This is a genomic window from Pseudomonas sp. AM14(2022) (assembly GCF_036346455.1).
GTDB classification, from domain to species: Bacteria; Pseudomonadota; Gammaproteobacteria; order Pseudomonadales; family Pseudomonadaceae; genus Aquipseudomonas; species Aquipseudomonas putida_A.
Window position 1 is genome coordinate 217100 of record NZ_JAOTNY010000003.1, and the last position, 12681, is coordinate 229780.

13 protein-coding genes are annotated in these 12681 nt (G+C 60.0%); all 13 read left to right on the top strand.

The window, feature by feature from the left end; all coding sequences use genetic code 11:
• Nucleotides 1-33 precede the first annotated feature (33 nt).
• The 13 genes from pyrH to rnhB all read left to right on the top strand — a co-directional run bounded on the left by pyrH (nucleotide 34) and on the right by rnhB (nucleotide 12647).
• On the top strand, nucleotides 34-777 hold the full coding sequence (gene pyrH, locus V3W27_RS07755; RefSeq protein ID WP_003222124.1) for a UMP kinase: 744 nt from the start codon (nucleotides 34-36) through the stop codon (nucleotides 775-777).
• Nucleotides 774-1331: a ribosome recycling factor gene (gene frr / locus V3W27_RS07760; protein WP_047291868.1), complete on the top strand. Its 558-nt coding sequence runs from the start codon at nucleotides 774-776 to the stop codon at nucleotides 1329-1331. The genes pyrH and frr overlap by 4 nt, the downstream gene beginning before the upstream one ends.
• 14 nt (nucleotides 1332-1345) lie before the next feature.
• Entirely contained in the window at nucleotides 1346-2101 is a 756-nt protein-coding gene (uppS, locus tag V3W27_RS07765) for a polyprenyl diphosphate synthase (protein ID WP_003222128.1), read from the top strand.
• The gene (locus V3W27_RS07770) at nucleotides 2101-2907 is read left to right on the top strand and encodes a phosphatidate cytidylyltransferase (protein WP_027611029.1); all 807 of its coding nucleotides are present in this window, start codon (nucleotides 2101-2103) and stop codon (nucleotides 2905-2907) included. Before uppS ends, V3W27_RS07770 begins: the two co-directional genes overlap by 1 nt.
• Entirely contained in the window at nucleotides 2904-4094 is a 1191-nt protein-coding gene (gene ispC, locus V3W27_RS07775) for a 1-deoxy-D-xylulose-5-phosphate reductoisomerase (protein WP_135295055.1), read from the top strand. Before V3W27_RS07770 ends, ispC begins: the two co-directional genes overlap by 4 nt.
• A 54-nt stretch (nucleotides 4095-4148) precedes the next feature.
• The gene (gene rseP, locus V3W27_RS07780; RefSeq protein ID WP_330206335.1) at nucleotides 4149-5501 is read left to right on the top strand and encodes a sigma E protease regulator RseP; all 1353 of its coding nucleotides are present in this window, start codon (nucleotides 4149-4151) and stop codon (nucleotides 5499-5501) included.
• A 74-nt stretch (nucleotides 5502-5575) separates the two neighbouring features.
• A complete protein-coding gene (bamA, locus tag V3W27_RS07785) occupies nucleotides 5576-7951 on the top strand; it encodes an outer membrane protein assembly factor BamA (RefSeq protein ID WP_247269401.1) in 2376 nt (791 codons plus the stop codon).
• Between the two features lie 45 nt (nucleotides 7952-7996).
• Nucleotides 7997-8500, top strand: coding sequence for an OmpH family outer membrane protein (locus V3W27_RS07790; RefSeq protein WP_003222140.1), 504 nt, complete (start codon nucleotides 7997-7999; stop codon nucleotides 8498-8500).
• Between the two features lie 3 nt (nucleotides 8501-8503).
• A complete protein-coding gene (lpxD, locus tag V3W27_RS07795; protein WP_123587100.1) occupies nucleotides 8504-9559 on the top strand; it encodes a UDP-3-O-(3-hydroxymyristoyl)glucosamine N-acyltransferase in 1056 nt (351 codons plus the stop codon).
• A gap of 106 nt (nucleotides 9560-9665) precedes the next feature.
• Nucleotides 9666-10106: a 3-hydroxyacyl-ACP dehydratase FabZ gene (fabZ, locus tag V3W27_RS07800; RefSeq protein ID WP_003222142.1), complete on the top strand. Its 441-nt coding sequence runs from the start codon at nucleotides 9666-9668 to the stop codon at nucleotides 10104-10106.
• Nucleotides 10103-10879, top strand: a complete 777-nt coding sequence (gene lpxA / locus V3W27_RS07805; protein WP_007964278.1) for an acyl-ACP--UDP-N-acetylglucosamine O-acyltransferase — start codon at nucleotides 10103-10105, stop codon at nucleotides 10877-10879. The genes fabZ and lpxA overlap by 4 nt, the downstream gene beginning before the upstream one ends.
• Nucleotides 10880-10881: 2 nt before the next feature.
• Nucleotides 10882-12012 (top strand): lipid-A-disaccharide synthase, encoded by a 1131-nt coding sequence (gene lpxB / locus V3W27_RS07810; RefSeq protein WP_135295057.1) that lies wholly within the window; start codon nucleotides 10882-10884, stop codon nucleotides 12010-12012.
• Nucleotides 12013-12020: 8 nt separating this feature from the next.
• Nucleotides 12021-12647, top strand: coding sequence for a ribonuclease HII (gene rnhB, locus V3W27_RS07815; RefSeq protein WP_027611036.1), 627 nt, complete (start codon nucleotides 12021-12023; stop codon nucleotides 12645-12647).
• Nucleotides 12648-12681: the final 34 nt, after the last annotated feature.

Consider the following 12681-nt stretch of genomic DNA (forward strand, 5'->3'; position numbering starts at 1 on the left):
AATTTTTTAAATACGCCGCAGGAGAGATTCGCAATGGCTCAGCAGGGCAGTGGTTATCAGGCTCGCTATAAACGCATTCTACTCAAGCTTAGCGGCGAGGCCCTGATGGGCTCGGAAGAGTTCGGGATCGATCCAAAAGTGCTGGATCGGATGGCGCTGGAAGTCGGCCAACTGGTCGGCATCGGCGTACAGGTCGGTCTGGTGATCGGCGGTGGCAACCTGTTCCGTGGTGAGGCCTTGAGCAAGGCTGGCATGGATCGGGTGACAGGCGACCACATGGGCATGCTGGCCACTGTGATGAACGCCCTGGCCATGCGCGATGCGCTGGAACGTGCCAATATCTCGGCCATCGTGATGTCGGCCATTTCCATGGTTGGCGTGACCGATCACTATGATCGCCGCAAAGCCATGCGCCACCTGAACTCCAAGGACGTGGTGATCTTCGCCGCCGGTACCGGTAATCCGTTCTTTACCACGGATTCGGCAGCCTGCCTGCGTGCCATCGAAATCGATGCCGACGTCGTGCTGAAAGCGACCAAGGTTGATGGCGTTTACACCGCAGACCCGTTCAAAGACCCGCATGCCGAGAAGTTCGATCATCTGACTTATGATGAAGTGCTGGATCGCAAGCTGGGCGTGATGGATCTGACTGCTATCTGCCTGTGCCGCGATCACAAGATGCCGCTGCGCGTATTCAACATGAACAAGCCCGGCGCCCTGCTGAACATTGTGCACGGCGGCGCTGAAGGGACTTTGATCGAGGAAGGCCAACAATGATCAACGAAATCAAGAAAGACGCCCAAGCGCGTATGCAGAAATCCCTGGAATCTCTGAACCACGCGTTCGGCCAGATTCGTACCGGCAAGGCTCACCCGAGCATTCTCGGCAGCGTCATGGTGCCTTACTACGGTACTGATACCCCGCTGAGCAGCGTCGCCAACGTCACCGTGAAAGATTCGCGTACCCTGCAAGTCGTGGCCTTCGAGCGCAACATGCTTGCTGCCGTCGACAAGGCGATCCAGAGCGCCGGTCTGAACCTCAATCCGACCAACCTGGGTGAGTTGCTTTTGATCCCGATGCCTGCCCTCACCGAGGAAACGCGCAAGGGCTTCACCAAGCAGGCCCGTAGCGCAGCGGAAGACGCGCGTGTTGCCGTGCGCAATATTCGTCGTGACGCATTGGGTGAGCTTAAAAAGCTGGTCAAGGACAAGGAAATCAGTGAAGACGAAGAGCGTCGTGCCATCGCTGATATCGATAAGCTGACCAAGGAATCCGAGGCCCAGATCACCAAGGCCACGGACGAGAAAGAAAAAGACCTGATGGCCGTATAAGGGTCGAGCTTTTAATGGACAAGACCAAGCAGTCTGCGCCGTCCGCGGTGCCGCGCCATGTCGCGATCATCATGGATGGCAATAATCGCTGGGCGAAAAAACGCTTTATGCCGGGTGTCGCCGGGCATAAGGCCGGCGTGGATGCTGTGCGGGCAGTGATCGAGGTGTGCGCCGAGGCCAAGGTCGAAGTGCTCACCCTGTTCGCCTTTTCCAGTGAAAACTGGCAGCGCCCGGCCGATGAAGTCAGTGCCTTGATGGATTTGTTCTTCAAGGCGCTGCGTCGTGAGGCCAAGCGTCTCAATGACAACAACATCAGCCTGCGCATCATCGGCGATCGCTCGCGCTTTCATCCTGAGCTTCAGGCGGCGATGCGCGAGGCCGAGGCCATGACCGCTGGTGCCAACCGCTTCATCTTGCAGATCGCCGCCAACTACGGCGGTCAGTGGGATATTGCCCAGGCGGCGCAGCGTCTGGCGCGTGAAGTCCAGGCCGGGCATCTGCGTCCGGAGGACATCACCCCGGATCTGCTGCAAACCTGTCTGGCCACCGGTGATCTGCCGCTGCCGGACCTGTGCATCCGCACCGGTGGCGAGCACCGCATCAGCAACTTCCTGCTGTGGCAACTGGCGTATGCCGAGTTGTACTTCTCCGACCTGTTCTGGCCGGACTTCAAACACGAAGCCATGCGCACTGCGCTGGCCGATTTCGCTTCACGCCAGCGTCGCTTCGGTAAAACGAGCGAACAGGTTGAAGCTGGAGCCCGGGTTTAATGCTTAAACAACGAATCATCACTGCGCTGATCCTGCTGCCGATCGCCCTGTGCGGGTTTTTCCTGCTCGAAGGCTCCGGTTTCGCGCTGTTCATCGGTCTGGTCGTAAGCCTGGGCGCCTGGGAATGGGCGCGCCTGGCTGGCTTTACCGCACAGTCGTTCCGTGTCGGCTATGCCGCTGTCGTCGCGCTGATGCTGTTCGTCATGTACGTCCTGCCGGGCCTCGCCCCTTGGGTGTTGGGCGCTTCGGTGTTGTGGTGGGCGGTAGCGACGTACCTGGTGCTGACGTACCCGCGCTCGAGCGAGCACTGGTCTACGGCGGCCACCAAACTGGTGATCGGCTTGCTGATCCTGTTGCCGGCCTGGCAAGGGCTGGTGCAGATCAAACAGTACCCGCTGGGTAACTGGCTGATCATGGCGGTGATGGTGCTGGTCTGGGGTGCCGACATCGGTGCTTACTTCTCCGGCCGTGCTTTCGGCAAGCGCAAGCTGGCGCCGCAAGTCAGCCCGGGTAAGAGCTGGGAAGGCGTTTATGGTGGTCTGGCGCTGAGTCTGGTGATCACTGCGATCGTCGGCCTGGTGCGTGACTGGACCGTGGCCGAACTGCTCAAGGGCTTGATCGGCGCTGCGTTGATCGTGTTCATTTCGGTGGTGGGCGACCTCACCGAAAGTATGTTCAAGCGCCAGTCCGGCATCAAGGACAGCAGCAACCTGCTGCCCGGTCATGGCGGTGTGCTTGATCGCATCGACAGCCTGACCGCTGCGATCCCGATTTTTGCCGTACTGCTGTGGATGGCTGCACCGTGAGCCGCCCGCAACAGATCACTGTCCTGGGGGCTACCGGTTCGATTGGCCTGAGCACCCTCGACGTTATCGCTCGGCATCCCGAGCGTTATCAGGTTTTCGCCCTGAGCGGTTTCACGCGCCTGAGCGAGTTGCTGGCCTTGTGCGTTCGGCATGTGCCGCAGTTTGCGGTGGTGCCTGAAGTGGCTGCGGCGCGTGGCTTGCAGGACGACTTGCGGGCTGCCGGGCTGTCCACTCGGGTGCTGGTGGGGGAAGAGGGCCTGTGCCAGGTCGCCTCCGCCCCTGAAGTTGATGCTGTGATGGCGGCCATTGTCGGCGCCGCGGGCCTGCGCCCGACGCTGGCGGCGGTGCAGGCCGGGAAGAAAATTCTCCTGGCCAACAAAGAGGCGCTGGTGATGTCTGGCGCGCTGTTCATGCAGGCGGTGCACAAGAGCGGTTCGGTGTTGCTGCCGATCGACAGCGAACACAACGCGATCTTCCAGTGCATGCCGCAGGATTTTGCCCGTGGACTGGGTGCGGTCGGCGTGCGGCGGATTCTGCTGACGGCTTCGGGCGGTCCTTTCCGGCAGACGCCGATGAGCGAGCTGGCGCATGTTTCGCCTGATCAGGCGTGTGCGCACCCGAACTGGTCGATGGGTCGCAAGATCTCAGTGGACTCGGCCAGCATGATGAACAAGGGCCTGGAGTTGATCGAGGCCTGCTGGCTGTTCGATGCCAAGCCGTCGCAGGTCGAGGTGGTGATCCATCCGCAGAGTGTGATTCACTCGCTGGTCGACTATGTGGATGGCTCGGTATTGGCGCAGTTGGGCAACCCTGACATGCGCACGCCGATTGCCAACGCACTGGCCTGGCCTGAGCGAATCGACTCGGGTGTGGCGCCGCTGGATCTGTTTGCCGTTGCGCGCCTGGATTTCGAGGCGCCGGACGAACAGCGCTTCCCTTGTCTGCGCCTGGCGCGACAGGCGGCGGAGGCCGGCAACAGTGCGCCGGCCATGCTCAATGCGGCCAACGAAGTGGCAGTCGCGGCGTTTCTCGACGGACGCGTTGGTTATCTGGAAATCGCGAGTATTATCGAGGACGTGCTGAACCTCGAGCCAGTGGTTGCGCTTGAGGATCTGGACGCGGTGTTTACCGCGGACGCGAAAGCGCGGATTCTGGCCGAACAGTGGCTTGATCGTCACGGCCGATAGCCGTTGCAGACCCATGGCTTCACGCGGCACTGAACAGGATTGCGGAGAAAGTAGATGAGCGCGCTCTATATGATTGCCGGCACCCTGATCGCTTTGGGTGTACTGGTCGCCTTTCACGAATTCGGCCACTTCTGGGTCGCGCGTCGCTGTGGCGTCAAGGTTTTGCGTTTTTCCGTAGGCTTCGGCATGCCCCTGCTGCGCTGGCACGACAAGCAGGGCACCGAGTTTGTCGTCGCCGCGATTCCGCTGGGTGGCTACGTCAAAATGCTCGATGAGCGTGAAGGCGAGGTGCCAGCCGATCAGCTTCATCAGTCCTTCAATCGCAAATCGGTTCGCCAGCGCATCGCTATTGTCGCGGCGGGACCGATCGCCAACTTCCTGCTGGCCCTGGTGTTTTTCTGGGTGCTGGCGATGCTCGGCAGTGAGCAGATCCGTCCGGTCATCGGTGCCGTCGAGTCCGGCAGCATCGCGGCCAAGGCCGGTTTGAGTGCCGGTCAGGAAATCGTCGCCATCGATGGCGAGCCGACTTCCGGCTGGGCGGCCGTCAATTTGCAGTTGGTTCGTCGTCTTGGGGAAAGCGGTTCCCTGCGATTGCTCGTGCGCGAGCAGGGCTCTACCGCTGACACGCCGCGCGAACTGGCGCTGGACCACTGGCTCAAAGGGGCTGATGAACCCGATCCGATTCGCTCGCTGGGTATTCGCCCATGGCGCCCGGCGTTGCCGCCGGTGCTGGCCGAGCTCGATCCAAAAGGTCCGGCGCAGGCCGCTGGTCTGAAAACCGGCGACCGCCTGTTGTCGCTCGATGGCCAGGCGCTGGGTGACTGGCAGCAAGTGGTTGATACCGTTCGTACGCGTCCTGATACCAGAATCTTGCTGCGCGTCGAGCGCGACGGTGCTCAAATCGACGTCCCGGTGACCTTGGCTGCGCGTGGCGAAAGCAAGGCGCCGAGCGGTTATCTGGGTGCTGGCGTGAAAGCAGTGGACTGGCCGCCGGAAATGATCCGCGAGGTCAGTTATGGCCCGTTGGCCGCAATTGGCGAGGGTGCCCGGCGTACCTGGACCATGAGCATCCTGACGCTGGACTCACTGAAGAAAATGCTGTTTGGCGAGCTCTCGGTAAAAAACTTGAGTGGGCCGATAACCATTGCTAAAGTGGCGGGCGCTTCTGCCCAGTCGGGCGTTGCTGATTTCCTGAATTTCCTTGCTTATCTGAGTATTAGCTTGGGGGTTCTGAATTTGCTGCCCATTCCTGTACTGGATGGGGGGCATTTGTTGTTTTATCTGATTGAGTGGGTGCGTGGTCGCCCCTTGTCGGATCGGGTGCAAGGTTGGGGGGTGCAGATCGGTATCAGTTTGGTGGTCGGAGTGATGTTGCTTGCTCTGGTCAATGATCTGGGTCGACTGTAAAGCTTCGCTGAATTGCGAATCTGCCGCATTTTGCGGCAGTTTGTTTATTGCCAGTTGGAATAAGAAAGGACTTCATGAAACGTCTGCTGCTAACTGCGGTTCTCACCGTATTGATGATCGCCGAAGTTCACGCCGAGTCCTTCACTATCTCTGATATTCGCGTCAATGGCCTCCAGCGGGTCTCCGCGGGTAGCGTCTTTGGTGCCTTGCCGTTGAACGTCGGCGAGCAGGCGGATGATCGTCGCCTGGTGGAATCCACTCGTGCGTTGTTCAAAACCGGTTTCTTTCAAGATATCCAGCTGGGCCGCGAAGGCAACGTTCTGGTGATCACGGTCGTCGAACGTCCGTCGGTCGCCAGTATCGAGATCGAAGGCAACAAGGCGATCTCCACCGAAGACCTGATGAAGGGCCTCAAGCAGTCCGGTCTGTCCGAAGGTGAAATCTTCCAGCGCGCCACCCTCGAAGGTGTCCGTAACGAGCTGCAACGTCAGTACGTTGCCCAGGGCCGTTACTCGGCGACCGTCGACACCGAAGTGGTCTCGCAGCCGCGCAACCGCGTCGCGCTGAAAGTGAAGATCAACGAAGGCACCGTGGCGGCCATCCAGCACATCAACGTGGTGGGTAACACGGTCTTCCCTGATGACGATCTGATCGACCTGTTCGAGCTGAAAACCACCAACTGGCTGTCGTTCTTCAAGAACGACGACAAGTATGCCCGTGAAAAACTCTCCGGTGACCTGGAGCGCCTGCGTTCCTACTACCTGGACCGTGGCTACATCAACATGGATATCGCTTCGACCCAGGTGTCCATCACCCCGGACAAGAAGCACGTCTACATCACCGTCAACATCACCGAAGGCGAGAAGTACACCGTTCGTGACGTCAAGCTCAGCGGTGACCTGAAAGTGCCTGAAGACCAGGTCAAGTCGCTGTTGCTGGTGCAGAAAGGCCAGGTGTTCTCGCGCAAGCTGATGACCACCACCTCCGAACTGATCACCCGCCGTCTGGGTAACGAGGGTTACACCTTCGCCAACGTCAACGGCGTACCTCAGCCGCATGACGACGATCACACTGTGGACATCCTGTTCGCCGTCGATCCGGGCAAGCGTGCCTACGTCAATCGCATCAACTTCCGTGGCAACACCAAGTCCGAGGACGAAGTGCTGCGTCGTGAAATGCGTCAGATGGAAGGTGGCTGGGCTTCGACCTACCTGATCGACCAGTCCAAGACCCGTCTGGAGCGTCTGGGCTTCTTCAAGGAAGTGAACGTTGAAACGCCGGCTGTACCGGGTGTCGACGACCAGGTTGACGTGAACTACGCCGTTGAAGAGCAGGCCTCCGGTTCGATCACCGCCAGTGTCGGTTTCGCCCAGAGCGCCGGTCTGATCCTCGGTGGTTCGATCACCCAGAACAACTTCCTCGGTACCGGTAACCGTGTGAGCGTGGGCCTGACCCGCAGCGAATACCAGAGCCGCTACAACTTCGGCTACGTTGACCCGTACTGGACCGCCGATGGCGTGAGCCTGGGTTACAACGCGTTCTATCGCACCACCGACTACAAAGACCTCGACGTCGACGTAGCAAGCTATGCGGTAGACAGCCTGGGTGCCGGCGTCAACGTTGGCTACCCGATCAGCGAGACTTCGCGTCTGACCTTCGGTCTGTCCGCTCAGCAGGACAAGATCAAGACCGGTCAGTACACCGTTGACGAGATCTTCGACTTCGTTAACAAGGAAGGCGACCAGTACCTGAACTTCAAGGCATCGGCCGGTTGGTCCGAGTCGACCCTGAACAAGGGCGTACTGCCGACCCGTGGTCGTTCGCAGAGCCTGACGCTGGAAACCACGATTCCGGGCAGCGACCTGTCGTTCTACAAACTCGACTACCGTGGTCAGTTGTTCCAGCCGATCACCGAAAACTACACCCTGCGTCTGCACACCGAGCTGGGTTATGGCGACGGTTATGGTTCGACCGACGGCTTGCCGTTCTATGAAAACTACTATGCTGGTGGTTTCAACTCGGTACGTGGCTTCAAGGACAGTACTCTGGGGCCGCGCAGTACTCCGAGTCGTGGTACCAATCCGGGTACTTCGGTTGACCCGGATCAGGATCCGCTGCCGTTCGGTGGTAACGTCCTGATCCAGGGCGGTGCCGAGGTTCTGTTCCCGCTGCCGTTCGTCAAGGATCAACGCTCCTTGCGTACCTCGGTATTCTGGGACGTGGGTAACGTTTTCGATTCGCAGTGCAAGGACACCACCAACGCAAATGGCTCGACGTCCAACACCAAGTGTAACGACATCAGCCTGAGCAACATGGCCAGTTCCGTTGGTGTGGGTGTGACCTGGGTCACCGCACTGGGTCCTCTGAGTTTTGCTCTGGCGATGCCGGTCAAGAAACCGGATAACGCTGAAACTCAAGTGTTCCAATTCTCCCTCGGCCAGACGTTCTAAGCGTCTGACCCAAGATAACGACAATGGATTTTGTAGGAGTGCATCGTGCGTAAGTTGACTCAATTGGTTCTCCTGGCCTCCGTACTGGTGGCAGGCCCGGCGTTCGCCGACATGAAAATCGCCGTTCTGAACTATCAGATGGCACTGCTGGAGTCCGACGCGGCCAAGAAATACGCCGTGGATGCCGAGAAGAAGTTCGGTCCGCAACTGACCAAGCTCAAGACGCTGGAAAGCAGCGCCAAGGGCATTCAGGACCGTCTGATGGCCGGTGGCGACAAGATGCAGCAGGGCGAGCGTGAGCGTCTGGAGCTTGAATTCAAGCAAAAGGCCCGTGACTTCCAGTTCCAGTCCAAGGAACTGAACGAAGCCAAGGCAGTTGCCGACCGCGAAATGCTCAAGCAACTGAAGCCGAAACTGGATAGCGCAGTGGAAGAAGTCATCAAGAAAGGTGGTTTTGACCTGGTGTTCGAGCGTGGCGCAGTGATCGATGTCAAACCTCAGTACGACATCACGCGCCAGGTTATCGAGCGCATGAATCAGCTGAAGTAACCCATGACCGTGACTATCAAGCTCGGCCAGTTGGCCGAGTTCCTCGGCGCCACCCTGCGTGGCGACCCCGAGACGCAAATTACTGGGCTAGCCACCTTGCAGGAGGCTGGCCCAGCTCAGTTGAGCTTTCTGGCAAATCCTCAATATCGCAAATACCTGGCAAGTTCCCAGGCGGCTGCGCTATTGCTCAAGGAAGCCGACGCCGAAGGTTTTGCCGGCAACGCGCTGGTGGTGCCGGATCCTTACCTGGCTTACGCCCGTATCTCCCATCTGTTCGATCCCAAACCGAAAGCCGCTGCGGGCGTTCATCCCACGGCGGTGATTGCACCGGATGCGGTAGTTGATCCAAGCGCCAGCATCGGTCCGTTTGTGGTGATCGAGGCCGGTGCGCGCATTGGTGCGCAGGTCACCCTGGGGGCCCATTGCGTCATCGGTGCCCGCAGTGAAATCGGCGAGGGCGGCTGGCTCGCTCCGCGGGTGACGCTGTACCACGACGTGCGCATCGGCAAGCGTGTAGTGATCCAGTCCGGTGCCGTTCTCGGTGGTGAAGGCTTCGGTTTTGCCAACGAGAAAGGTATCTGGCAAAAGATCGCCCAGATCGGCGGCGTGACCATCGGCGACGATGTCGAGATCGGCGTGAATACCGCCATCGACCGTGGCGCGCTGGCAGATACCGTGATCGGCAACGGCGTGAAACTCGACAACCAGATCCAGATCGCGCACAACGTCCAGGTCGGTGATCACACCGCCATGGCGGCCTGTGTCGGTATCTCCGGCAGCACCAAAATCGGCAAGCACTGCATGCTCGCCGGTGGTGTCGGCCTGGTGGGGCACATCGATATTTGCGACAACGTTTTCTTGACCGGGATGACCATGGTGACCCACTCGATTACCGAGCCAGGCGCCTATTCTTCCGGCACAGCCATGCAACCGGCGGCCGAATGGCGCAAAAGCGCGGCCCGCATCCGTCAGCTCGATGACCTCGCGCGACGTTTGAAGCAACTGGAAAAGCGCGTCGGGGAAGTGACCCCCGGCAGCAATGCTTCATCTGATGGCTGATACCATTTCCATATCAAGTGTGCACAGCCTCTAGACTGCCTCCTTGATTTGCTAGAGGAGTGCGCGTCAGTCGCGCTCCCAATCTTTACATAGGCTTCCCCCCGAAATGATGGACATCAACGAGATTCGCGAATACCTGCCTCACCGTTACCCGTTCCTGCTGGTGGACCGGGTGGTGGAACTGGACACTGAAGGCAAGCGCATTCGCGCCTACAAGAATGTCAGCATCAATGAGCCATTCTTCAACGGCCACTTCCCGGCGCACCCGATCATGCCGGGCGTACTGATCATCGAAGCGATGGCCCAGGCTGCCGGGATCCTCGGTTTCAAAATGCTCGACGTGAAACCGGCCGATGGCACCCTTTACTACTTCGTCGGTTCCGACAAGCTGCGTTTCCGTCAGCCGGTGCTGCCGGGTGACCAGTTGATCCTGGAAGCCAAGTTCATCAGCTGCAAGCGCCAGATCTGGAAATTCGAATGCCAGGCTTCGGTCGACGGCAAGCCAGTCTGCTCGGCTGAAATCATCTGTGCGGAACGCAAGCTATGAGTTTGATTGACCCTCGCGCAATCATCGATCCGTCGGCCGTTCTGGCTGACGGCGTCGAGGTCGGCCCGTGGTCGATCGTCGGCGCAGGTGTGGAAATCGGCGAGGGTACCGTGATCGGGCCGCATGTGGTCCTCAAAGGCCCGACCCGCATCGGCAAGCACAACCGCATCTACCAGTTTTCCTCGGTAGGCGAAGACACGCCGGATCTGAAGTACAAAGGCGAAGAAACCCGTCTGGTGATCGGTGATCACAACGTCATTCGCGAAGGCGTGACGATTCACCGTGGCACCGTGCAGGACCGTTCGGAAACCACGCTGGGCGATCACAACCTGATCATGGCGTACGCCCACATCGGGCATGACAGCGTGATCGGCAACCACTGCATCCTGGTCAACAACACCGCGTTGGCCGGGCATGTGCACGTTGACGATTGGGCGATCCTTTCCGGTTTCACCCTGGTGCATCAGTACTGCCACATCGGCGCCCACAGTTTTTCCGGCATGGGCACCGCCATCGGCAAGGACGTTCCGGCGTTCGTGACCGTGTTCGGCAACCCGGCCGAAGCGCGCAGCATGAACTTCGAAGGCATGCGCCGTCGTGGTTTCAGCGAAGACGCGATTCACGCGCTGCGCCGCGCTTATAAGACCGTGTATCGCCAGGGCCTGACCGTGGAGCAAGCGTTGGCCGAATTGGCCGAACCTGCTGCGCAGTTCCCGGAAGTTGCGCTGTTTCGTGACTCGATCCAGTCGTCGACTCGCGGCATCACCCGCTGATCATGGCCAGTCTGCGTATTGCGCTGGTGGCGGGCGAAGCTTCCGGCGACATTCTGGGCGCCGGCCTCATGCGCGCCCTCAAGGCTCAACATCCGGCAGTCGAGTTCATCGGTGTCGGCGGTCCGTTGATGCAGGCCGAGGGCCTGACGTCTTATTTCCCCATGGAACGTCTGTCGGTCATGGGGCTGGTGGAAGTCCTTGGGCGGCTGCGCGAGTTGCTCAAGCGCCGCAAGGACCTGATCGCCACGCTGATCGCCGAGAAACCGGATGTGTTCATCGGCATCGACGCTCCCGATTTCAACCTCAACATCGAACTCAAGCTGCGTCAGGCCGGGATCAAGACCGTGCATTACGTCAGCCCTTCGGTGTGGGCGTGGCGCCAGAAGCGTGTGCTGAAGATTCGCGAAGGCTGCGATCTGATGCTCACCCTGTTGCCGTTCGAAGCAAAATTTTACGAAGAGCAGGGCGTGCCAGTGCGGTTCGTCGGTCATACGCTGGCCGATACCATTCCGTTGCAGGCCGATCGCGCCGCAGCGCGTGCCGAACTCGGCTTGCCCGACGGGCCGCTGGTGGCATTGATGCCCGGCAGTCGCGGTGGTGAAGTCGGCCGTCTCGGTGCGCTGTTCCTGGATACTGCCGAACGTCTGCGGGCCATGCGCCCCGGGCTTCGCTTCGTCATCCCGTGCGCCAATGCCGAGCGTCGCGCTCAGCTCGAAGAGTTGCTGGTTGGCCGCGACTTGCCAGTAACCCTGCTCGACGGCAAGTCGCATCTGGCCTTGGCGGCGTGTAACGCGGTGCTGATCGCTTCGGGCACGGCGACGCTTGAGGCGTTGCTGTACAAGCGGCCAATGGTCGTTGCGTATCGCCTGGCACCGCTGACCTTCTGGATTCTCAAGCGCATGGTCAAGAGCCCGTACGTGTCGCTGCCGAACCTGCTGGCCCAGCGTCTGTTGGTGCCGGAATTGTTGCAGGATGATGCGACAGTCGAGGCCCTGGCCCAGACACTGTTGCCATTGATCGAAGGCGGCGAAGAGCAGACCCGAGGCTTCGACGAGATCCACCGCACCCTGCGGCTGGATGCTTCCAATCAGGCGGCGGATGCCGTCCTCAACCTGATCGGTCAGAAACAATGAGCAAGACGATGCAGATGGGCCTGGATTTCACCCTGGTCGCCGAAGTCGAAGAACTGGTGGCCGGTGTCGACGAAGTCGGTCGTGGCCCGTTGTGCGGCGCAGTGGTGACGGCGGCGGTGATCCTCGATCCGAACCGGCCGATCCTCGGCCTCAACGACTCGAAGAAACTCACTGAAGCCAAGCGCGAGAAGCTCTACGACGAGATCATCGAGAAATCCCTGAGCTGGTGCATTGCACGCGCCGAAGTCGAGGAAATCGACGAGCTGAACATCCTCCACGCGACCATGCTCGCCATGCAACGCGCAGTGGCCGGGCTGCATATTCAGCCGAAACTGGCGATGATCGACGGCAACCGGTGCCCGAAACTGCCGATGCGCGCCGAAGCGGTGGTGCAGGGTGACGGCAAGGTACCGGCCATCGCTGCCGCGTCGATTCTGGCCAAAGTCAGCCGCGACCGTGAAATGGCTGCATTCGAATTGATCTACCCGGGGTACGGCATCGGCGGTCATAAAGGCTACCCGACGCCCGTTCATCTGGAAGCGTTGGTGCGCCTTGGCCCGACCCCGATTCACCGGCGCTCCTTCGCCCCGGTGCGTCAGGCTTACGAGGCGCTCGAAGGCCTGACGCAGGTTTAGGCGCAAGGCTGATGTTTTGTTCGAGGCCCGGTAC